Raw genomic sequence first — 24,411 nt, 5'->3', positions numbered from 1 at the left:
AATGAAGGTATGATCCACATCATCCACAAAATCAGTGAAGGATCTACCTTATAAAGAAGGTATGATCCACATCATTCACAAAATCAGTGAAGAATCTACCTCAAAATGAAAGTATGATCTACATTTTTCACTATATCTTGATTCCCTCCCAAGGATTTTTTCCCGTTTGACGGTAATCAAACCCCGCTTTTGATTACCATACATACGATGAATCTATTTATCTTTATAGAGAAATTGATTGATATATTCGAAAAGTAAAATAAATAGTTATCCAATTTAATCCAATATGTTAAAATAAATACAATTACATAAGGAGGATTGGGATGGAACTTTTTGCATTTATGCCATTACTTATTTTTTTAATTTCTATAGGAATCTTTATTTGCGTGATATGGATTGTCTTTCAATTCATGAATCTCAACAAAGAACGAAACGCCCTATTAAAAGAAATTGCTAGGAATATGGATAAAAGAAATAATGATTCAAACAATTAGATGAGGTAAGAAATCATATTTCCAATTCCGAAAATTATTTGAGGTGAATAATATGGAAATAGTATTTGAAACAGAACGCTTATATTTATGTGTGTTTAATGATTCTTATCTTAATTCGGTGGAAGAATTTTGGGGGGATGAAGAAGTGATGGCATTATGTAATGGTGCTTCTTCAAAAGATGTAATACTTCGAGTGATCAATGGATATCGCCGGTGTCATGAAGCTAATAGTTTATCAGTGTATGCCGTCAAAGAAAAAGAGTCCAATGAAATCATTGGTGCAGCTGGTTTTAATATAACTGATACACTCAATCATGTGGAATTAATCTATCATTTTAGTAAAAAATCTTGGAGAAAAGGGTTTGCGACAGAAGCGGCAAATGCTTGTTTAGAACTTGCTAAAAATCATGGTGGTGTAAAACTAATTTCTGCCTCTGCAGATCCTCAAAATATGGGATCATTAAAAATATTAGAAAAGATCGGTTTCACTTATAAAGGGATGAAATGGTTTGACGATACGAAGCAGGAAGAACCCTATTATCAATATCAATTATCCTGATTAATCTAGCTTTCCAGTAGACTGAATTCTTACTTGAAAGCTTTCTCTATAAAGGAATCACCAAAACGTTGTAAACGCTTTCGAAATAATAAAATATCGCATATGATAGAATTATAGCTTGATAATTTATAGGAGGTCACGAAATGGGGAATCAGAAGCGGTTTGAAACAGAGGTTATTCATGGAGGGTATACTTCTTTGCAGCATGAGGGAAGCCTAGTTCCTCCTTTATTTCAAACATCTACGTTTACTTTTCCGACGGCTGAAGATGGGGAGAGGCGTTTTGCAGGAGAGACAGAGGGGTATATTTATTCACGTTTAGGTAATCCGACGGTAAAGGTGCTTGAGGAGAGAATGGCTGCTCTTGAACAAGGTGAGATGGCGCTTGCATTTGGATCGGGGATGGCTGCTGTATCTGCGACTCTTTTTTACTTGACGAAAACAGGTGATCACATCCTTTGTTCTGAAGGGATATATGGTTGTACCTTTGGGCTTCTTCAGCTGATGGAAAAGAAGCACCAAATTGCTCATGATTTAATCCACTTTTCAGATGAGGAAACGGTAAGATCGGCGATTCGTGATAACACGACATGTATTTATATAGAAACACCAATCAATCCTACAATGAAATTAGTAGATTTAGAGATGGTCGTTAGAATTGCTCGTGAGAAAAATATTCCGGTCGTTGTCGATAATACTTTTTGTTCACCATATTTACAACAGCCATTGGCCTTGGGGTGTGACTATGTGATTCATAGTGCAACGAAATATATCGGTGGTCACGGGGATGTGATTGCAGGTATTGTTGTAGGAAACAAAGAGAATATGAGTGAAATGGCGATGACTACGTTAAAGGATATTGGTGGGATTATAAGTCCGTTTGATGCTTGGTTATTACTCCGCGGAATAAAAACATTGCCTGTCCGACTCGACCGACATTGTGATAATGCGGAAAAAATTGCTGAGCAATTAAAGCAGCATCCAAAGGTGAAAATGATGTATTATCCTGGAGATCCTGATTTTCCACAATATGAGCTCGCGAAGCAGCAAATGAAATATCCAGGCGGAATGATCAGCTTTGAAATTGATGGAACTAAACAAGAAGCTCAGCAGTTTTTAAATCAATGCAAATTAATTAAAATAGCTGTCAGTCTTGGCGACGCTGAAACACTAATTCAACATCCAGCAACCATGACACATGCCGTTGTACCTGAAGAAGAACGCTTGAAAATGGGGATTACCGATCAGCTCATTCGTCTTTCCGTCGGTCTTGAAGCATGGCAGGATATTTGGGAGGATTTGAAGCAGGCATTGGATCGGTTGTAGAAGTAAGTGCAAGATTTCTGTCCTTATTTTATTGGTGAGGAAACTATGAAATATTCGCTTGTGGATAATAATGACGATGATAAAAAAGTAGTTATTCCTGACTTATCTGTTATTTGTGATAAATCCGGATTCACTGATCAGCAATATTGTGGTGTTCCTGAACTTATTATTGAAATTGTCAGTCCCTCCAATCAAGCACATGATTTAATCTTTAAGACAAATCTTTATCAAAAATATAAAGTAAAGAAATATTGGATTATTAATCCTATCTTAAATGTCGTAATGGTTTATTCTTTAGGACAAGATGACCAGTATGAGCTTGTGGCAAACGAGAAGTTCGGATCCATCAATTCTAAGGTTATCCCTGGGTTTTTCTTGGATGTTGATAGGATCTTTAATTAATGTAAATTTTAATCAAATTATACATTAATATTTTAATCTTCTGGTTATAAAAAAATATATCCTATAATTCTAAAAAAAAATTTGCGAAAACAGCCTGTTTAAAAGAACATTTACTCCATAGATGTTCTTTTTTATGTCTCAAAATTTTTCAACAAATAAAATAGAAACTTAGCAGAATACTACATACGAATAGATCATTATTCCTATTTAATCTTGACAACAATTCCATTGCCAAATTCAACTTTAGTTTTCGTTGTTTCTCCTCTGAAAACGCTTTACCATAAAGTTAAGAATATTAAAAGAGGTGAGAACGAATGTCGGAAATAACTGAGAAAAAAGACTTCCGAGTCAGATTGCAGCGGTTTGGAAGTAATTTGAGTGGCATGATCATGCCGAATATCGGTGCGTTTATTGCGTGGGGGATCATTACAGCACTGTTCATACCTGATGGATGGCTGCCAAACGAGGAGATTGCCAAAGCGGTAGGCCCAATGATTACCTATTTATTGCCACTATTAATTGGATATACTGGCGGAAAAATGATCCATGATGTTCGTGGTGGTGTTGTTGGTGCAACGGCAACCATGGGTGTGATTGTTGGTTCGGATATCCCAATGTTTTTAGGGGCTATGATTATGGGTCCTTTAGGCGGGTATTTGATTAAGAAAGTGGATCAACTATTTAAAAATAGGATTAAATCTGGCTTTGAAATGCTTGTTAATAATTTTACTGCAGGGATTTTAGCTGCTATTTTATTAATGATTGCTCTAAAAGGAATCGGCCCACTCGTATCAGCACTTATTACTCTTTTATCTAATGGTGTCGAAGTAATCGTTCATGCGGGATTATTACCTTTAGCAAGTATCTTTATTGAACCAGCAAAAGTCTTGTTCTTAAATAATGCGATTAACCACGGAGTTCTTAGTCCGATCGCAGTGGAACAAGCAGCACAAACAGGTAAATCAATTCTATTCTTATTAGAACCAAATCCTGGTCCAGGATTAGGGATTTTACTTGCATTTTGTTTATTTGGCCGCGGGTCTGCAAAACGTACAGCTCCAGGAGCAGCTATTATTCACTTCTTAGGAGGGATTCATGAAATTTATTTCCCTTATATTTTGATGAAGCCGATGTTAATTTTAGCTGCCATCGCAGGTGGAATTAGTGGTGTATTTACCTTTACAATTTTTAAAGTAGGTTTAGTTGCTGTTCCATCACCTGGAAGTATTTTTGCTTTACTTGCCATGACTCCAAAAGGGAACTATTTGGGAATTATTGCCGGTGTTCTTGTCTCAGCAATCGTTTCCTTCGTAGTAGCAGCTCTCATTATGAAAACGAGCAAAAATAAAGGGGAAGATGAAGATATTTCTTCTGCTGCTGAAAAAATGGAATCATTAAAAGGAAAGAAAAGCTCTGTTTCAAGTGCATTAGTTGAGTCAACACCTTCTTCAACAGAAGGCAAAGAGTTTGATTATGGACAAGTGAAGAAAATCATTTTTGCTTGTGATGCTGGAATGGGTTCAAGTGCAATGGGAGCCTCCATCATGCGTAATAAAGTAAATAAAGCGGAAATTAAAGATGTTGAAGTAGCAAATACTTCTATTAGTAACCTGCCAAGTGATGCTGATATCGTTATTACACATAAAGATTTAACGGATCGTGCAAAAGCAAAGCTTCCTAATGCACATCATGTATCCGTTGATAATTTCTTAAGCAGTCCTAAATATGATGAAATTGTAATTAAGTTGAAATAATAAAGAGAGGGGATGAATTGGCATTATAAAGCTGATTTGTCCCTTTAGTTTTATTAGATTAGGTGTTGTTTCTGCCCATTAGTTTTTCACTAATGTTATTAAGTATTGTCATGAACTTTAGGGAAAAAATAATGGTATCTTTGTTTGGAATGATTGGGAACTGCCTCGTATAATTAAAATATGTCAGTAATCTAATAAAAGTGAGCTGATGAATATGCTTGTTTCGGCAAGAGAACGACTCATTCTTCATTATTTAATGGAGGATTTGAATAAAGAGATTACGATAAAGGAAATAGCCGAGTTAATCGATGTAAGTGAACGTACCATTCATCGTGATCTTAAAAACATTGAACCCATTCTTCACCAGTTTCAACTGCAATTAGTAAAAAGAGCTGGTGTAGGGATAAAATTAATAGGTGATCAAGCAAGTCTTCACCAGCTTAAGCTGGCTATTCAGAAACAAGATTATACCGAATACACTCCGGATGAGAGAATGATCATTGCTTTATGCACACTTTTGGATCGTAATGAGCCGATTAAGTTATTGTCATTAGCGAATGATCTTGGAGTGACAACTGCTACCATTAGTAATGATTTGGATAAAATAGAACCATATATTAAAAGCTTTGGACTTACTCTTGTTCGGAGAAGAGGTTACGGGGTCGAGCTTACCGGATCAGAGGAGTCGAAACGAAAAGCGATTGGCAGATTGATATCGGATCGTTTTGATGTCCCAGAATTTTTAAAAATGGTACGCGAAAATATTCAAAAAAAGTCAACGAACAAGATCGATTCTATATCTGAGAGGTTATTGGGACTCGTAAAAAAAGAAAAAATATTAATGATCGAAAAGCTTGTAAGTAACATGAATGATCAGATCCCATATCCATTGGCAGATAGCTCCTATGTAGGCTTAGTTGTCCATCTTGCTTTAGCGATCGAAAGAATAGGGCGGGGCGAAAATATCACGATTCAAGGTGAATACCTTAATGAGCTCCGGGAAACAAAGGAATTTCAAATAGCTAAAAAGATGGCAGCAAGTTTAGAAGAGTTCTTTGACGTGACAATTCCTGAAGAAGAAATCGGCTATATTACGATGCACCTTCTAGGGGCAAAAATTCGCTTTACACGGGAAATTGGTGTTCAGGATGATAATGTCGAGACTGTATACATTGTCAATCAGTTAATTAACCATGTTGAGAATATTACCCATGCCCAACTGAGAAGTGATCGTTCATTAGTGGATGGATTATTGGCTCATCTCCAGCCGACATTATACCGGCTAAAGAAAAATATGCGAATATCTAATCCTTTATTGAATCAGGTAAAAAGTGATTATGCTGATCTTTTTCATATTGTTCAGGAGGCGGTAGCTAGAACACTCCCAGAGATGAGTGTGCCAGAAGAGGAAATTGGTTACTTGGTTCTACATTTTGGATCGGCATTAAATACGAAAGAAGCCAGGAAAAAATGGAAGGCTTTGATTATTTGTTCGAGTGGCATTGGAACATCAAAAATGCTCGCAACTCAAATAAAAAATCATATTCCAAGTATTTCAGAAACGAAAAATGTTTCCGTCTTTGAATTAAAGGATATTGATAAAGAGCAATATGATATTATTCTTTCAACGATTCCGATTGAAGATCTGTCCAATGAATATTTATTAGTGAGTCCTATTTTAACAGATGAAGAATTAGAAACGATCCAATTATATATCAATCAAAAAGGTGATCAATACGCTCCAACCCTTTTCAAAGAGGAAGAAAGCGAATATCAATATTCCATCGAATATGATGATTTCAAAATATTTGTAGAGGAATCTACACTGTTAATCGATATTTTAGATGGCTTGGAAATTTTTATGATCGAAAATGATCTTGAGATTGAATTGATTCTTGAAGAAGTATGTAAACATCTAATTAGAAAAGGTGTTATCGGAAGTGTATCCAAGGTTGTAAAAGCGTTAAAACAGCGTGAATTGCTTGGGGGATTGGGGATCCCTGGAACGAAGCTTGCATTATTCCATGCAAGGAATGATAAAGTGTTCAAACCGGCATTTCATATCATTGACTTGAAAACCCCACAGGAATTAAAGTCAATGGATAATAAAACAATCGAAGCGGAAAGAATTTTACTATTATTAGCACCAGAAGAGGCTTCTGCGGAAATTTTACGTATCACGAGCTTTATTAGTGCTCTCATTATTCAATCTGCTGAAAGTATTCAAATCTTTGAAACTGCGGTGAAAAGCCGTTTAATTCAATATATTAGTCAGCAATATTACATCAGTTGTGTTCAAAAACATAAGGAGTGAAGGAAAATGTCTATATTATCAAAAGAAAACATCCTATTAAACCAACAAATCAGCAGTAAAACAGAAGCAATTAAAATGACTGGAAAGATTCTTGTTGATAAAGGATATGTGAAAGAGGATTATATTGAAGAAATGCTAAAGCGTGAAGAAATCGCTTCTACCTATATGGGGAATTACATTGCGATTCCACATGGAACGGAAAATGCAAAATCCTCAGTTCTAGAATCTGGTCTATCAGTTGTCCAAGTACCTGAAGGTGTTGATTTTGGAGGAGGAAATATTGTTAAGATCTTAATTGGCATTGCCGGTAAGAATAATGAGCATCTTGATATTCTTTCGAAAATCGCTATCGTATGTTCGGAAGAAGAAAATGTTGAAAAATTAGTTCAAGCTAATTTAGAGGATGAAATTCTTCAAATTTTTAATGAGGTGAACTAAAATGAAAGCCACACATTTTGGCGCCGGCAATATTGGCAGAGGATTTATCGGATTATTATTGCATCAATCCGGGTATGAAATTGATTTTGTTGATGTAAATGAAGCTATTATTGCTGAATTGAACAAAGAAAAAACATATCAAGTAATCTTAGCGAATGAACAAAAAAATACATTTTCAGTTAATGGGATTAAAGGGATTAATAATGCAAAATCACCAGAGGAAGCGATTCAGTCTATCGCAACTGCTAATTTAGTAACGACTGCCATAGGACCGCATATTTTAAAATTTATTGCTCCGCTCATTGCAGATGGATTAAGAAAAAGAAAAGAGCTTCAAGGTGAACCGCTAAATATTATTGCATGTGAAAATATGGTTGGCGGAAGCAGTGAACTGCAAAAATTTGTTCTAGAGCATTTAAATGAAGAAGAAAAACAATGGGCAGCGGAAAATGTCGGATTCCCTGATTCGGCAGTAGATAGGATCGTACCAAATCAAGATAATGAAAACTTGCTGGATGTATTAGTAGAACCTTTTCATGAGTGGGTCATTGATCAAACAGAAATAAAAGGAATCAAACCAGAAATCGAAGAAGCGCTATTTGTTGAAAATCTTCAAGCTTATATAGAACGAAAATTGTTCACGGTAAATACCGGGCATGCTGCAACCGCATATATGGGAAATCTTTACGGATTTCACACCATTGCAGAATCGATTGAAAATAAAGAAGTGGAGCAAATCGTTCTAGGGGCATTAGAGGAAACAGGTAAGGTTCTAGTTTCTAAATATCAATTTGATGAGTCACAGCACCATCAATACATTGAAAAAATAGTAAAACGCTTTGCCAATCCATTTATTGTCGATCATGTTCAAAGGGTAGGAAGGGCTCCCATTCGTAAGTTAGGAGCAAAGGATCGTTTAGTTGCGCCTGCATTAGAATATATGCATGAATTCGGGGAAGTTCCCGAGTATCTTGTTAAAGTAATGGCGGCTGCTTTAAAATTTGATGTAAAAGATGACCAGGAATCAGTTACGCTTCAAAAGAATATTGAAGAAGCAGGAGTTTTGAAGGCTTTCTGTGATGTGACAGGGTTGGATGAGCAACATGAGTTAGTAAACGCTGTTGTGGAACAGTATAATAAACTATAAAAGATGAACCTATGAAAGCAGTGTGAATTTCACAATAGAAATCGCACTGTTTTTTTCATTTCTTGCATAAGTTAATAATCTGTGTAGATGAAAAACTTTGCTTAAAAGATTTATCGGTCAAATACTTGGAAATATCGGTCAAAATAAAATTATATCGGTCAAAATGAAATAGAACACCCAATAGACCTTGTTTCTATTAAATATATAAAGGATAATCCCTCTTACATCTAGAAGTTTTAAGCAAGCACTTAAAAAAGGGTGAAATATATTGAAACCAAAAATATTCATTACTAGAAAGATACCATTGGTCATTTATGATAAACTAGCGAAGCATTTTAACGTCAGAATGTGGGAAGAAGAGGATATTCCTGTTTCCCGTGACATGTTAATAAAAGAAATTCAACAGGCAGACGGACTGTTTTGTCTATTAACGGAAACGATTGATGCAGAAGTTATAGAAAAGGCAAAACATCTTAAAGTCATTAGCAATATGGCGGTAGGCTATAATAATATTGATGTAAAAACTGCTGCCGAACATGGTGTCATTGTTACGAATACACCGGGTGTCTTAACAGAAACGACAGCCGATTTAACTTTTGCTTTATTGATGGCGACTGCAAGGAGAGTAGTCGAGGCATCAGACTATTTGCGAAAAGGCGAATGGAAAACATGGTCACCGATGCAGCTTACAGGGCAAGACATCTATGGAACAACACTTGGGATCATTGGTATGGGGCGGATTGGGCAAGCGCTTGTTAAAAGAGCAAAAGGATTTGGAATGAATATTCTGTACTACAACCGCTCGCGAAAAACAGACATCGAGAAGGACCTAGGAATCGAATACTGTGAATTAGAAACACTTCTAGAGCTTTCCGATTTTGTCAGTATTTTAATTCCATACAGCTCTGAGGTTCATCATCTCATTGGTGAAAATGAATTAAAGCGGATGAAAGAATCGGCTATTTTAATTAACACGGCACGCGGTGGAATCGTCGATGAGAAGGCTTTATATGAAGCTTTGAAACATGGAGAGATATGGGCAGCTGGATTGGATGTTTTTGAAAAGGAACCGGTAGATTTGGATTCTCCTCTTTTAACGTTGCCAAATGTAGTGACACTCCCACATATCGGTAGTGCCAGTGAATCAACAAGATTAAAAATGGCAGATATAGCTGCAGATAATCTTATCCAAGTTTTACAAGGTAGGGAACCACTAACTCCGGTAAAACTTGAGGTAAAAAAGTAAAATGTGGGATTGATAGAAATTGGAGTAACCAATTTCATTTTTTCTGAGATAAAGAAAGGAGAATAAAACAGTAAATAAAAATGTAGACAAATGTAGGTATTTATAGCGAAATATACCCATGAAACAATATAAACTTAAAGAATTTGCAGAAATGGTCAACGTATCTGTTCGTACATTGCAGAGATGGGATAATGATGGCACATTAACAGCTTACCGAAACCCAAAAGGAAGAAGGTATTATACTGATAAGCAATACAGAGAGTTTATGGGTATTAAAGAAGAAAACAAAGTAGGTAAGGCTGTTATATATGCCAGAGTATCAAACCAAGGACAAAAAGATGAATTAGAGAATCAAATTGAATTTTTAAAAACATTTGCCAATGCTAGGGGTATCATAGTAGATGAAGTAATTACTGATATTGGAAGTGGATTAAACTACAATAGGAAAAATTGGAATAAGTTAATCGAAAGTTGTATGGATAAAAACATGTCAACTATTATTATTGCACATAAAGATAGGTTTGTTCGTTTTGGTTATGAATGGTTTGAAAAAATTCTTCGGAAAATGGGGACAAATATTATTATTGTCAATAATGAAACCTTTCTCCGCAAGAAGAACTGGTTCAAGACTTAATATCTATTATTCATGTTTTCAGTTGTAGAATATATGGATTGAGAAAATATAAAAAGAAAATGTCTGAGGATAAAGAATTATGAAGAAAGCATACTTTATTGAAATTAAGCCAACATCTGAACAAATTGCTAAAATAAATCAAACTATCGGAGTGTGTAGATATGTTTACAACCTGTACATTTCTAAAAACAAGGAAACGTATGAAAAAGAAGGTAGGTTTATCAGTGGGTATGATTTTTCTAAATGGTTAAATAGTGTTTATACAAAAGAACATGACCAATGGATTAAAGAAGTATCTAGTAAAGCTGTTAAACAAGCAATCATGAATGGTGACAAAGCTTTTAAGAAATTCTTTAAGGGTTTATCAAAGTTTCCTCGTTTTAAGAAAAAGAAAAAACAAGATGTTAAATGCTACTTTCCTAAAAACAACAAAATGGATTGGACAATAGAAAGACATAAGGTAAAAATACCTACAATTGGATGGGTAAGGTTAAAAGAATACGGATATATTCATCGAGATGCAATTGTAAAAAGTGGAACAATATCTCAAAAAGCAGGAAGGTATTATGTGTCTATTTTATGTGAATTAGATACAAGGAAACGTGATGTTAAATTAAATAACACAGGCTTAGGGATTGACATGGGCATTAAATCCTTCATTACTTGTAGTGACGGAGTATCTTACAAGAATATCAATAAAACAAAAAAGGTCAAAAGGTTAGAAAAGAAGTTAAAACGTGAACAACGCTCTTTATCACGAAAATATGAAAACTTTAAAAAGAGAGGTGAAAAAACTGCTACTAACAAAAGAGTGAATATAAATAAAAACATTCTTAGAGTTCAGAAGTTACATGTTCGACTATCTAATATAAGGTTAGAGCACGTAAAGGGAGTTGTTAATAAACTGGTGAAAACCAAGCCAGAATATATCACAATCGAAGATTTAAATGTAAAAGGGATGATGAAAAATAAGCATCTGTCTAAGGCAGTCGCAGAACAATGTTTTTATACGTTTAAAACATGGCTATTAGCTAAATGTATTGATTATGGGATTGAATTACGGCAAGTTGATAGATTTTATCCATCTTCTAAACTATGTTCATGTTGTGGGAAAAAGAAGCTAGATTTAAAACTATCTGACCGAATATATGAATGTGATTGCGGAAATGTCATGGATAGAGATTTAAATGCGTCTATTAACCTTTTACAAGCAAAAGAATATGTCGTTCTAACTTAAATAGATAGCATATATGTACGGTGGGCTACATCGGAATTTACGCCTGTGGAGAACTATACAAACGACAGTAGCGAGATTTTGGCGAGGTCGGGTTCGTAGAAGCAGGAATACTCTAAAAATGTACATTTATCTATATTTTTAGTAGCAGAAAGTTGAATTTGGGATATATAGAAGATATAAGGAAGCTTGTCGGACATAGACCTCTAATCTTAGTCGGTGCAGTTGTCGTGATGCTAGATGATAAGGGACGAATATTGCTGCAGCAGAGGAAATTCCCAAAAGAATCATGGGGGCTTCCAGGTGGTTTGATGGAACTAGGTGAATCAACCGAAGATGTAGCTCGCAGGGAGGTATATGAGGAAACAAGATTAACCGTAGAGGACTTGAAGCTTATTAACGTATATTCAGGACCGGGACAATATAGTAAAGCAGAAAATGGAGACGAATTCTACACTGTAACAGTGGCATATTATACAGATAAATTTCATGGTAAGTTGGTGGTTGATAAAACAGAATTAAATGATTGCCAATTTATTGATCCGAACCAATTACCAGAGAAAGTCGTAGGCAGTCATCGGAAAATAATCATGGATTATTTAGCAATGGCGTAAAATAACAGGACTGATTAATGCCTCGGATATTAAATAAAAAAATGATTCATATTGACTGTATTAAAAGCGTGTTTTGAAATCTATTTCAATGCACGCTTTTTCTAATGGCTCTTTTGTCGAAGTTTATAGAGTTAATTTTAATTTTTTTCAAAAGATATAATTTTCAGTGTAATGATTTGTTTTTATTTAAGATATATACTTGAAAGAAGTATATATCTTTGTTAAGGTTATCGTATGGATAGAACAAGTTTAATCAAAGGTCATTTAGAAATGTGTGTGTTATCTATTTTGTCAAAGGAAAAAAGCTATGGTTATGAAATTATGAAGGAATTAGAAGAACACAATATAAAATTGAAAGGAGTAGGCAGTATTTACCCCATTTTGACTAAGCTGAAAGATCAAGAGTGGGTAAATACTTACCGTGAAATGACAGAAAGCGGCAAGGTTAGAGTTTATTATGAAATAAATGAAAAAGGGAAAATGTATCTTCATAAGAAAATCACTGAGTGGTTAGAGTTGCAAAAGGATATAAAATCCCTGCTGCAAAATGGTTTGAAAGGGGATCTTTTGGAATGAACATTGAATTAAGCTTAGCAGAAAAACAATACTTAAATGAAGTTCTTGATGAGTTAAAGCAATATCAAATAAGTTCCAAGGTTAGAAAGGATATCAAGCAGCAGCTTTTAGAACATATTCAAGAATCTCGTGAACACGATCAAAATAGTTTAGATGGATTGGGGGATTCAACGACATTTGTCAAAGATTTTTTAGAGATCAATGGAATAGATCTTCATTCTGAAATAAAACAGATGCGAAAATCCAAAAGTAAAAAAGGAATTTTATTAGTGATAGGATTCTTTACTTTAATTGTTACCTACCTCTTCTCTCAGCTAATACTATCTATGTTTTTAACGGAATCCATTAACCCACAAAATAATGGCAGTTTATTTGATTATAACATCTTTTATCAGATTTCAGATAATTCATGGTGGAATTTTCTGCTAATAATCATTAGCATTTCTACTTCCTGTTTAGTATCCGTGCTCGTTGTAATACTATGTGTACGAAAACTAAACCTTAGGAGGAAATAATAAATGAAAATATTGGAAAATCCTTACAAAGTCATATTAGTTTGTTTAATATTTATTTCATTTATTATATTTCTACCGGTCTCACAAATTTCTGCGAAACAAGACATCAAGAGTTCTATAAACAGTTATGTTGAAACTTTTTTAGAAAAACATCGTATTCCGGGAGCTTCTATTGCCATTGTTCATGATAATAAGACATTTTATTCTAGTGGATGGGGTGTAACGGGTGAATCCGAGGTAAAGGTAACTACTAAAACTCCTTTTTTACTAGGGTCGATAAGTAAATCATTAACAGGCCTAGCAATAATGAAATTAATCGAAGATGATACCATTAATTTAGAGGATAAGGTACAAAAGTATATCCCGTGGTTTACGCTTAAAGATCAACAAGCAGCATCTCATATTACAATAAAACATTTACTTTCCCATACAAGTGGGATAAGTACTTATTCAGGTCTATTAATAGCAGATCAAGGTTCTAAAGATCTCAATGCTATAAAAAACAACGTGGAAAATATTTCAAATGTTGAGCCTACTGCACTTCCAGGGGAAAAATATCAGTATAGTGACGCTAACTACTTAATTCTTGGTGCTCTCATTGAAGAAGTTACAAATCAAACATTTTCTGAATTTATGAAACAGTATATCTTTTTGCCGTTAGGTATGAAAAATACTGCGGCAGATCGTGATGGTGCATATAAAAAAGGATATCTTGCAGGATATCAATCCTGGTTTGGAATACCAAGAAAAACTACAGTTACGTATGATAATGGAGGGGCACCATATGGCTATATTTCTGCAAGTTCAGAGGATATGGCACAATATATCAAACTCCTTAGTCAAAAAGATAGGAGTGTATTTTTAACGAAAGAAAACATGAATCTATTTTTATCTCCTCTTATTCAAACGAAGGAAAATCGACACTATGGTTTTGGGTGGATAATAACAAACTTGGATTCTAAGGAAAAAATGATATGGCATTCAGGGTCAACTCCTGATTCTCGGTCAGAAATTTTTTTCTTACCTAAAACTGGTTGGGGTGGGATAATTCTTACTAACAAAAATCATGCTCTAGAAGAAGAAGCACTTTCATATCTAAGAGATGGTATCATTCGCATTTTAAATGGGGAAAAGCCAGATGATATACCCAAAAGCTCTTTTACTAATCAACTGATTGCGTTAGTGGTATTATGCTTACTTTTTGTAACGTTCATATACCTTCTAATAAAAATTAAATCAGGTAAAATTCGTAAAAGAAGCGCATGGCGTATCTCTGGAATCATCTTTTTGGTTTTATCAATTTCTATTATTCCGTTATTAATTTATAGCGTAGGATCCCCGTGGCATACGATAAAACTATTTGCTGCTGATATCGCATTATCAAGCGTCATAATTGTCATACTTTTAATATTGAACGGCTTATTGTCGATATATATTTCATGTAAAAATTTAAGGGCTAGCATTAACAATAATCAAGGAGACAATTCTTTTAGGTAATTGAGAACTGTCTTTTATTATATTACCAAGTGCCTTATTGGGTTTAATGTAAATGTTAGTGTCCCCCTCCTTCAATATAAGTCTCAAGTCTTACCTTTTTTTAAATCTACAGTACATTGTTGGAAAAGATAGGATTATTTATGATATAAGTAAGAATAAGAGATAAAGAGGGAGAACTTATTATGAAAAAATTATTGCTTTTTCTATTGGTACTAGTTTGTTTGTATTTTATCGGAATGAATTTGAAATCAGCATCTTGGTTCCCATTTGGTAATAAGGAAGCACAATCTGAATCAATGAAAAATATCAAGACGATAGATGTTGATATTAGCAGTCAGGATGTGAAGATTATTCCAGAAAACCGAGAAGATTTACAAGCTAAATTGGAAGGAAAGGGAAAGTTAATCGTTAACCGAAGCGGCGATACCGTTCACATTAAAGTAAAAAGAAAATGGTTTGAAGGAATTAGATTTTGGTCTAAGAGTGGTTTAAAGATTTATATTCCGAAAGATTATGATCAAAATGTTGACTTGACTCTCGGCTCCGGACGAATTAGAATGTCGGGTCCATCAAAAGATCATCCAATGAAATTAAAAGATGTAAATGTGGATATGGGGTCTGGTTTGATGGAGCTGGAGAATTTAGATGTTCTACGTTTCCAGCATAAAGGTTCATCAGGAAAAGCTTCCTTCCATGCACTTGCTGCAAAAATAGGTACAATTAAAATGGGATCTGGTGTCGTGGATGTCAGTGGGTACAAAGGGAAACTTGAAACAAAACTTTCTTCGGGTAAATTAGATATTCAAATGGATGAACTAAATGACTCTGTTGATATTAAAGTAAATTCCGGATTAGTGAAGCTTGAACTGCCAAAAGAAGCGGATTTCACCTTAAACGGAACAGTTGGCAGCGGTTGGATATCCTGTGACCTCCCTCTAAAAAGTCGAGAAAGTGGGAATCATAAAGTAAATGGAATCCATGGAACAGGTGAACACCAAATTAATGTGAAGGTATCTAGCGGGAAAGTGGATATTGATTAAGGTTGTAAATCTTATTAAAAGAGGGTGACCATGATCACCCTCTTTTTTCAGCCTTCAATCTTGGTGAAAGAAATGAAACGAGCAGTCCAATCAAAGCGATGACCGTCATTGCAATAAATAAATGGTGCAATCCGTAGACAAGAATCTCTCGTAAAGAGGTACGTGCCTGTTCCGGTATCTTCTGTGCTAAGCTTGGATTGATTAATTGGTTCAGTTTCTCTGTATGAGTAGTTTGGGTAGCAACAGTTGCATTGAAATAAGTTCCAAGCATTGCTACCCCGACTGCTTGTCCTAAAGTTCGAAAAAATGTATTGGAAGCAGTTGCTGCGCCGCGCATCGACCAATCAACAGCAGACTGAGAGCTAACCATTGTAATTGTCATAACCATTCCGAATCCTACACCAATCAGTGCGGCAAAAAGATAGAAATAAATCTCTGTCGTATGGATGGTGAAAAACATCAGCCATGTGGATGAAAGAACGAGGATACCCATCCCGGCTCCAACTGTTACTCGCTCCCCATATTTTAACAGCATTCTACCACCGAGGAATGAACCAACCATCCAAGTAAGTGACATCGGTGCAAGCATTAAGCCGGAAATAGTTGCTCCATGCCCAATCACACCTTGAACCCACATTGGAAAATAAACAGTAATTCCAATAAGAACACCACTTGCGAGAAAACCAACCGCATTCGCAACAGATACTGCTCGTAAGCGGAACAATTTTAAAGGAATCATTGGTTCTTGTACTTTTGATTCAATAATAATAAATAAAATCACAAAAACAACTGCTGCAATGAACGAGATGATAATCGTTGGAGAAGTCCAATCGTTTGTATCTCCACCTCTTTGTAAGGCAAAAAGGAGAGCCAGCATTCCGATAGAAAAAGTAATAGCCCCTGCAAAATCAATCTTTTTCTTCGTTTTTTCAATATTTTCTTTTAAAGAAAAACCGACCATGAGCATAGCGATAATTCCAATAGGTACATTGATGAAGAAAATCCAGTGCCATGAAAGCTGATCAACGAAAAATCCTCCGACAAGTGGCCCAATCACACCGGCAATTCCCCATGCGGCACCCATAAAGCCAAGTATTTTCGCTCGCTTTTCGTATGGATAAATGTCCCCGATGATCGTAGTCGTAACAGGCATGATCGCTCCAGCCCCGATCCCCTGTATCGCCCGAAAAATAATGAGCTGCTCCATATTTTGAGAAAAACCGCAAAGAGCAGATCCAATTAGGAAAATAATCGTCCCAATCATAAAAATAAATTTTCTTCCGAACAAATCAGAAAGCTTCCCAAAAATAGGAACTGTTACTGCAGAAGTTAATAAATATATCGCAAATACCCAATTCATTAATCCGATCCCTTTTAACTCACTTACAATAGTTGGCATCGCTGTACTAACAATGGTACCTTCAATGGCTGTTAAAAAGGTGGCGACAAAAAGGGCGATTGTTACTGTTCGTGTGTTTGTTTTCTGCATTAATATCCTCCATTAATCGTATTGCTAAAGAATAGTATCATTCTTGTACCTATTTTTGTCAATAAGGAAGGTTCAAAACAACTTAGTAAAAGAATGAGTCAGCAGTGTTGAACCAAACCTCTCTGTTACGGTGATGCAGCACAACAAAGCAATTGTAGACATTGACTATGACAAAAGATGGATAAGCCTAGATACATATTTCTAAAAACCTAGGACGTTTTACTAGCTGGACATGTTATTTCTATTTATTTCCACGGACTTTGATACCACTATTATCCACATCTTATGGATAATGTGCTTTACCTATAGGCGTAAATGCGTGTTTTTTGCGGGTAGTTTTTTAATTTATAAAAAATAGAACGATAGACCTGTATCATATTTTAATAGAAATGCTGATTTAACACTATTTTAGCGGATAATTTCAAAAGCAAAAATTAGTAATATTTAGGTCGTTTTTCATAGAAAAGTAAATAACGTTATTACCAATCTACTAAATTCTGAAAATTCAGACCTTAGTCGACAGATTATGACAAATTTTTTAATTGTCTAGCAATATATTTAATGTGACAACTAAGAACCTTCACCAAGGAATCTAGAGAAAGGAGGATAGATAGTTGTCATTTTTCATGTGTACTTCTTTTCTTAAGTGAAAAAAAGTAATTAAAAATTTTAGAAAAGAAGCTATACAATGCTATTTAGCAATCTTCTAAATAGCAGCATTGTTTACAAGAACGAGGGGAGGAAAAAGAAATGCTGAAAAAGCGAAAAGTTAGGAAAGCAACAAGTGTATTAGCCACGGTGTTAATGTCGGTATCATTGTTAACACCAAGTTTTGCAAATGCCGCTTCACTATCTGTTACAAAATCGCCATACACTTCACTTGTTGACTCAAAAAATGTAACAAAATCAAAAATTAGTGATACTCTTCTTAAGAAGTTTAACACTTCAAGTGATAAGGTTACATTTCTAATCAAATTCAAAGAACAAGCTGACACAGAAAAAGCAGCAAAAAAAGCAGCATCTAATGCAAGCAAGGCTAAACTTTCAGCTGTAAAAACGAAGCTTGCGAAACGATCAGCGGTCGTTTCGGAACTAAGAGCTACAGCCATTGAAACTCAAGGAGATGTAATAAATTACCTTGAGAAAGAAAAGAAAAATGGTACGGTAAAGGATTTTGAATCCTTTTACATTGTAAATGGAATGGCTGTTACAGCAACGAAAGATGTTATGGAAAAACTTGCGAGTTTTGGTGCTGTTGAGAAAATTCTTCCTAATGAAACACGCCAGCTTAATGGTTCTGCTGTAAGTGCATCTGGACCTGTAAAAGATACTAAAACAACTGAAAAACCAAAAGCAGGAACAAATGCAATAGAATGGAACATTGATCGTATCGGTGCTCCGCAAGTTTGGAATATGGGAATTGACGGATCCGGTACCGTCATTGCCAACATCGATACAGGTGTCCAATGGGATCACCCAGCTTTAAAGGAAAAATATCGCGGATATAATCCAGCGAATCCAAATACTCCAAACAATGAAATGAACTGGTTTGACGCAACTGCAGGTCGGGCTACTCCGTATGATGACCAAGGGCATGGTACACATACGATGGGAACAATGGTTGGATCTGAGCCTAATGGTGCAAATCAAATCGGTGTTGCCCCGGGTGCAAAGTGGATTGCTGTTAAAGCTTTCACAGCACAAGGTGGAACAGATCGTGATCTTTTAGCAGCTGGTGAGTGGATCCTTGCTCCAAAAGATGCACAGGGTAATCCACATGTTGAAATGGCTCCTGATGTAGTCAACAACTCATGGAGTGGCGGTCGTGGCATCGATGAGTGGTACCGTCCAATGGTGCAAAACTGGAGAGCAGCTGAAATTTTCCCAGAGTTCTCTGCAGGGAATACGTCACTGTTTGAACCAGGTGGGCCTGGATCAATTGCAAATCCAGCAAACTATCCAGAAAGCTTTGCAACTGGTGCTACAGATATAAACAATAAATTAGCGAGCTTTTCTTTACAAGGACCATCTCCATACGGAGAAGTGAAGCCTGATATTTCCGCCCCTGGTGTGAATATTCGCTCTTCAGTACCTGGTGGTGTGTATGAAGGTGGATGGAATGGAACATCGATGGCTGGTCCACATGTTTCAGCAGTAGTAGCGCTCTTACGCCAAGTGAATGCATCTCTTACAGTTGACCAAATTGAAGAAATTTTAATGAACACAGCAACACCATTAACAGATTCAACTTTCCCTAATTCTCCAAATAATGGGTATGGATACGGATTAGTAAATGCATTTGATGCTGTTTCTTCCATTATGAATGGGCTAGGAAAAGTAAAAGGTCAAGTAACGAAACAAGGAGACGATACTGAGCCTCCTACTTACGAGCATAATGCTCCAACTGAAACATATGCAGATATGAGCTTACCATTAACCATTCATGTAAGCGATAATGTAAGTGTAGAGTCAGTTACACTTCAATATCAAGGTCAAGATGGTCAATGGAAAAATGTTGAAGCAAAAAGAACATCCGGTGATTATAAATCTGGGGATTATGCAGCAGAAATTCCTGGGGATCAAATCAAAATACCTTCTTTGAAGTACAAATGGAAAATCAAAGACTTCGGAAATAATGAGGTTGTAAGTAACCAATATGATGTAAGGGTATTACCTGGAATCACTATTGGATATTTCCAAGACTTTGAATCTACACCAGCCGGTTGGTATTCATTTGGTACAAAAGATTCCTGGCAGTGGGGAAAACCGACTTCTGGACCAAATCGAGCAGCATCTGGTGAAAAGGTTTATGCAACAAACCTTTCTGGACAATACGATAACAGTGCGAACATGACATTGGTCATGCCTCCTATCGACCTTCCAGAAGGAAATGCCTATTTACAATTCAAAAGCTGGTATGAATTGGAAAATAATTGGGATTTTGGCCATGTATTCGTGTCTACAGATAAAGTAAATTGGACACAGCTAGCTCGCTATAGCGGTGTAACAGCTAACTGGACAGACCAAGAAGTGAACCTATCCGCATACAGCGGCCAACGTATTTACATCGGCTTTAACGTAACAACCGATGGAAGTGTACAAAAACAAGGTTGGTATATTGATGATGTGAAGCTTGCTGCTACATCCAATACAAGTGGTTCATCAAAAGGAAACATGAGTCTTGGAGTAGTAAAAGACGATGGTAAAGATTCACTGAAAAAAGAAAAGGTAAATCCAGCTTCAATTAAGCCAGAATTACCTAAAAAGGATGCCCCTCCGACCAAAGAGGAACAAGTTAATCCTACACTATTGCCGATGGGAGCGCAAGTAAGTGTATTAGAAACTGGACGTTCTGTATATTCAAATCCAGCGAATGGACAGTATGAATTAACCCATGCTGCTGGAACATATACGCTTCAAGCAGATGCTTACGGATTCGGTTCAGCACAAAAGAGCGTAACTATTGAAAACAATGGTGAAGCAACAGCAAACTTTACTTTACAAGAACTACCAAAAGGCCATATCAGTGGTACAGTGAAAAACAAATCAACAGGTGAGCCTTTACAAGGTGCAACAGTGCTTCTTGTAGAAGATGCTGCAGTCACTCCTGTTCAAACGGATGCAAATGGACATTACGATTTAACAGCTTACGAAGGCACATACACATTAAAAATTATTGCACCATTCTATCATGCACAGGAAAAACAAGTAACAGTGAATGGCGGCGAAACAGCTAATGTAAATATCGATCTAGTACCAATCATCAGCTATCCTGGCGGTGAAATTGGCTATGATAGTGGAACACCTGATAATGCACGTGCATTCTATGATGCAGGTAACGGCTGGGCAGTGAAAATGTCACTTCCAGAAGGCAAAAAGACTGCGATTGTTACAGCGGGTGTATTCCGTTTCTGGACAGCAGATTGGCCGTCACCAGGTGGAACAGAGTTCAAAGTAGAAGTTTGGGATGCTTCTGGCTCGAATGGAGCTCCTGGTAAGAAAATCGCTGGTCCGGTCAATGCGACAGCATTACGGAATGGCGAGTGGACAGTGGTCGATCTATCTGCAGAAGGAATCGTGGTAAATGGTGACTTCTACATGGTTTACATTCAATCTAAAGCGAATCCAAATGCACCTGGATTAGGAACTGATGAAAGTAGTCCAAATGCGAAACGCAGCTGGCAGTACGTTGGTGGAGCATGGTCTCAATCACCTGCTGAAGAAGGAAACTATATGATTCGTGCTCGTGTTAGCTATGAAGTAGACGTTCCAGCGATCACTTCTCCGAAAGATGGAACATTTACTAAAGACGGTACAGTAACAGTTGAAGGAACAGCATCACCAACAACATCTGTACACATCTTAAATAACGGTCAAGAAGTGAAGACAGTTGAAGCTGCTGCAAACGGAAAATTCTCTGCTGATATTTCGCTTACAGAAGGAGATAACGTCCTTACAGCAAAAGCTTCTGTTGCATCAGGTTCAACAGAACAATCAGCACCAGTTAAAGTTGTGTATGACAAAACAAACCCGTCATTGACAATTGACAGTCCAAAAAATAACACTAAGACAAATCGCGAAACAGTTACTGTAGAAGGTACAGTAAGTGACGCAAACCTTGATTGGGTTAAAGTCAATGGTCAAAAAGCAACAGTAACAGACGGTAAATACTCAAAACGCATTATCTTAGATAATGGTGAAAACTTAATTACAGTGGTTGCTCAAGATAAAGCAGGCAATAAAACGTCGAAAAAGGTAACTGTATTTGCCAAATACGATGCGCCGGTAATCACTAATCTATTGCCGAATGCCGATAAAAACTTGGAGGTTGGAGATTCAGTCAAGATCGAATTTGATAGTGAGCCTGGATTAAAAGCAACATTTGCCATCCACATGCCACTTACAAACGTATCAAGTGACAATGCAACTGAATTGCCAATGGTCGAAACAACTTCTGGCCACTATGTCGGATACTGGACTGTACCAAAAGGTACGAAGGCAGACGGTGCAATCGTTGAAGTAAAAGCAGTCGACGATTATAGCAACGTCACATCACAACTAGCAAAAGGCAAGCTTTATATTAGATAACCTGAGTCCCCCCTGACTCAAAATAGATACCTAGCAAGGATTTCCTTGCTAGGTTTTTAGTTTGTTTAGAATTTGGAGGGGGAACGGAAAACAAACAAGGTCTCGAAAAATCCGAACAAGAAGTGCATAATTAGTTATTTAAGTATCCAAAATATGAATTTGTCTGAATATTCCTTATCGTGTTGTTGTCACCATGAATTTTTTATGATAACATTATGATAACTTTTACAGAACGGAGGGGTAACCTTGAAGTACAGAAGAATCCGATTGAAAGCTTTGTGTGCCACTAACTAAATAGTGCTCAGAGGCTCTGCTACGTGTGCGGAGTAAACGGATTGGTCTGCCTATTTTAAGGGAACCCTATTTTATATGCTTAAGAAAATCATTGTGTCCTCTTATAAGAGAATGAATGGATTTTCTTGAATCTATAACATAACGAGGGATGGACGATTCTACCCTCTTTTTTGTTGTCCGTTTTTTGTGGGCGTATGCTTCTTGCAACGTTTAAAAAGGACTGAAAATACAGAGGATGTTTTTTAGTCCCTTTTTATGTTTTTATTAAGGAGAATAGTTGATCATCCGTTACTCATGTAGATCTGGCATCCGGCTTGTGTTTTTATATTGAATATAATGGAGGTCATATTTTTATGGAACAAAGAGAAAAAGCGATATTAGTAGGAGTAAATATCAATCATCAACCGAATTTTGAATACTCAATGGAGGAATTAAGAAATTTAACTGATGCGTGTGAAATTGAGGTTGTCGGTGAGATTACGCAAAATTTACAAAGGGTAAACAAATCTCATTATGTTGGGACCGGAAAAATTGAGGAAATCCATGCACTGAAGGAAATGGTCAGTGCAGATGTCGTTATTTTTAATGATGAGCTGTCACCCTCGCAAATTCGAAATCTAGAAGCTGATCTTGATTGCAAGGTCATTGATCGGACTATATTAATTTTAGATATTTTTGCTGAACGAGCAAAAACGAAAGAAGCACAGCTTCAGGTAGAAGTGGCTCAGCTGCAATACATGCTCCCGCGTTTAATTGGGCTTCGAGAATCATTAGGGCGTCAAGGCGGAGGATCCGGTTTGAAAAATAGAGGGGCCGGAGAAACCAAATTAGAGCTCGACCGCCGAAAAATTGAAGAAAAAATCGTTGCCTTAAATAAGGAATTAGAAATATTAGTTGCCCATCGGAAAACACAGCGGAAGCAGCGGAAGAAAAATAATGTTCCAGTAGTTGCATTAGTAGGCTATACAAATGCAGGCAAATCCACGATTATGAATGCGATGGTAGAAAAATTCCATCCACTAGAAAATAAACAGGTTTTTGAAAAGGATATGCTGTTTGCTACATTGGAGACGTCTGTCCGAAACATTTCATTACCTGACCATAAATCATTTTTACTAACAGATACTGTTGGATTTGTAAGCAAACTTCCGCATCATCTTGTAAAAGCCTTCCGATCTACATTGGAAGAAGTCGCAGAAGCAGATTTGTTGATTCATGTAGTCGACTTTTCAAACTCAAGTTATCAAGAACATATAGAAATTACAAATCAAACTTTAAAGGATATAGGGATTGAAAATATTCCAACCATATACGCTTACAATAAATCCGATTTAATGGATATCCAAATCCCAAGAATGAATAACGAGGAAGTTTATCTTTCAGCAAAGCAAAGAGTGGGGATTGATGAATTAATCCAACTCATACGAAAGGGAATTTTTAAAGACTATATCCACTGTGAAATGCTGATTCCATATGATCAAGGCAGGATCATTTCTTATTTTAATGAACATGCAAATGTACTAGGAACGAGTTATGAAGAAACAGGTACAAAACTCATATTGGAATGTAAATTGAGTGATTTTGAGAAGCATCAGGAGTATGTGGTCTAAATAAGGTTGTAAAAGGGATTTCCACAATGGAGGGAGATCCCTTTTTTATGTGTGCCAGGCATGGCAACTATCTAGGTGGTGAAAGTCCACTGTGGGGGTACACATCAGCCAACCACTAAGGAAGCGCAAGGTACTTGCCGT

General features: G+C 36.3%; 18 protein-coding genes and 1 pseudogene. 18 read left to right on the top strand and 1 reads right to left on the bottom strand.

Annotated features, from left to right (window positions below; genetic code table 11):
• Positions 1-323: 323 nt before the first annotated feature.
• From ACQKP0_RS02290 to liaG, 16 genes and pseudogenes are all read left to right on the top strand, one after another.
• Complete coding sequence (locus ACQKP0_RS02290) at positions 324-494, top strand: hypothetical protein (protein ID WP_427404186.1); 171 nt, start codon at positions 324-326, stop codon at positions 492-494.
• A 52-nt stretch (positions 495-546) separates the two neighbouring features.
• Positions 547-1,053 carry a GNAT family N-acetyltransferase gene (locus ACQKP0_RS02285; protein WP_427404185.1) on the top strand — a complete coding sequence of 169 codons (507 nt, stop codon included), beginning with the start codon at positions 547-549 and terminating at the stop codon, positions 1,051-1,053.
• 143 nt (positions 1,054-1,196) lie between these two features.
• Positions 1,197-2,378, top strand: coding sequence for a methionine gamma-lyase (gene megL, locus ACQKP0_RS02280; RefSeq protein WP_427404184.1), 1,182 nt, complete (start codon positions 1,197-1,199; stop codon positions 2,376-2,378).
• 6 nt (positions 2,379-2,384) lie between these two features.
• Positions 2,385-2,780 (top strand): Uma2 family endonuclease, encoded by a 396-nt coding sequence (locus ACQKP0_RS02275; protein ID WP_427404183.1) that lies wholly within the window; start codon positions 2,385-2,387, stop codon positions 2,778-2,780.
• A gap of 314 nt (positions 2,781-3,094) precedes the next feature.
• Entirely contained in the window at positions 3,095-4,534 is a 1,440-nt protein-coding gene (locus ACQKP0_RS02270; RefSeq protein WP_427404182.1) for a PTS mannitol transporter subunit IICB, read from the top strand.
• A 208-nt stretch (positions 4,535-4,742) separates the two neighbouring features.
• A complete protein-coding gene (locus ACQKP0_RS02265) occupies positions 4,743-6,848 on the top strand; it encodes a BglG family transcription antiterminator (RefSeq protein ID WP_427404181.1) in 2,106 nt (701 codons plus the stop codon).
• A gap of 6 nt (positions 6,849-6,854) precedes the next feature.
• The gene (locus ACQKP0_RS02260) at positions 6,855-7,286 is read left to right on the top strand and encodes a PTS sugar transporter subunit IIA (protein WP_427404180.1); all 432 of its coding nucleotides are present in this window, start codon (positions 6,855-6,857) and stop codon (positions 7,284-7,286) included.
• A 1-nt stretch (position 7,287) separates the two neighbouring features.
• Positions 7,288-8,433 (top strand): mannitol-1-phosphate 5-dehydrogenase, encoded by a 1,146-nt coding sequence (locus ACQKP0_RS02255; protein WP_427404179.1) that lies wholly within the window; start codon positions 7,288-7,290, stop codon positions 8,431-8,433.
• A 268-nt stretch (positions 8,434-8,701) separates the two neighbouring features.
• Positions 8,702-9,679, top strand: coding sequence for a 2-hydroxyacid dehydrogenase (locus tag ACQKP0_RS02250; protein ID WP_427404178.1), 978 nt, complete (start codon positions 8,702-8,704; stop codon positions 9,677-9,679).
• A gap of 118 nt (positions 9,680-9,797) precedes the next feature.
• Positions 9,798-10,396: pseudogene (locus ACQKP0_RS02245) on the top strand (IS607 family transposase).
• Positions 10,393-11,550: an RNA-guided endonuclease InsQ/TnpB family protein gene (locus tag ACQKP0_RS02240; protein ID WP_427404177.1), complete on the top strand. Its 1,158-nt coding sequence runs from the start codon at positions 10,393-10,395 to the stop codon at positions 11,548-11,550. Before ACQKP0_RS02245 ends, ACQKP0_RS02240 begins: the two are co-directional and overlap by 4 nt.
• 158 nt (positions 11,551-11,708) lie before the next feature.
• A complete protein-coding gene (locus tag ACQKP0_RS02235) occupies positions 11,709-12,161 on the top strand; it encodes an NUDIX hydrolase (RefSeq protein ID WP_427404176.1) in 453 nt (150 codons plus the stop codon).
• Positions 12,162-12,395: 234 nt separating this feature from the next.
• A complete protein-coding gene (locus tag ACQKP0_RS02230; protein ID WP_427404175.1) occupies positions 12,396-12,737 on the top strand; it encodes a PadR family transcriptional regulator in 342 nt (113 codons plus the stop codon).
• Positions 12,734-13,252, top strand: a complete 519-nt coding sequence (locus ACQKP0_RS02225; protein ID WP_427404174.1) for a hypothetical protein — start codon at positions 12,734-12,736, stop codon at positions 13,250-13,252. The genes ACQKP0_RS02230 and ACQKP0_RS02225 overlap by 4 nt, the downstream gene beginning before the upstream one ends.
• Before the next feature lie 3 nt (positions 13,253-13,255).
• Positions 13,256-14,749 (top strand): serine hydrolase domain-containing protein, encoded by a 1,494-nt coding sequence (locus tag ACQKP0_RS02220; protein ID WP_427404173.1) that lies wholly within the window; start codon positions 13,256-13,258, stop codon positions 14,747-14,749.
• A gap of 182 nt (positions 14,750-14,931) precedes the next feature.
• Positions 14,932-15,789, top strand: a complete 858-nt coding sequence (gene liaG / locus ACQKP0_RS02215) for a LiaG family protein (protein WP_427404172.1) — start codon at positions 14,932-14,934, stop codon at positions 15,787-15,789.
• 34 nt (positions 15,790-15,823) lie between these two features.
• On the opposite strand, the gene ACQKP0_RS02210 is transcribed toward liaG, so the two are convergent.
• Positions 15,824-17,278 (bottom strand): MDR family MFS transporter, encoded by a 1,455-nt coding sequence (locus ACQKP0_RS02210; RefSeq protein WP_427404171.1) that lies wholly within the window; start codon positions 17,276-17,278, stop codon positions 15,824-15,826.
• A gap of 750 nt (positions 17,279-18,028) precedes the next feature.
• On the opposite strand from ACQKP0_RS02210, the gene ACQKP0_RS02205 reads away from it, so the two are divergent.
• Together ACQKP0_RS02205 and hflX are read left to right on the top strand one after the other, a co-directional pair.
• Entirely contained in the window at positions 18,029-22,366 is a 4,338-nt protein-coding gene (locus ACQKP0_RS02205) for a S8 family serine peptidase (RefSeq protein WP_427404170.1), read from the top strand.
• Between the two features lie 647 nt (positions 22,367-23,013).
• Complete coding sequence (hflX, locus tag ACQKP0_RS02200; RefSeq protein ID WP_427404169.1) at positions 23,014-24,270, top strand: GTPase HflX; 1,257 nt, start codon at positions 23,014-23,016, stop codon at positions 24,268-24,270.
• Positions 24,271-24,411 lie beyond the last annotated feature (141 nt).

Source organism: Heyndrickxia sp. NPDC080065, assembly GCF_050281185.1.
Lineage (GTDB): Bacteria > Bacillota > Bacilli > Bacillales > Bacillaceae_C > Heyndrickxia.
The sequence above is the reverse complement of the archived record's forward strand: the minus strand, read 5'-3'. Positions and strand labels throughout refer to the sequence as shown.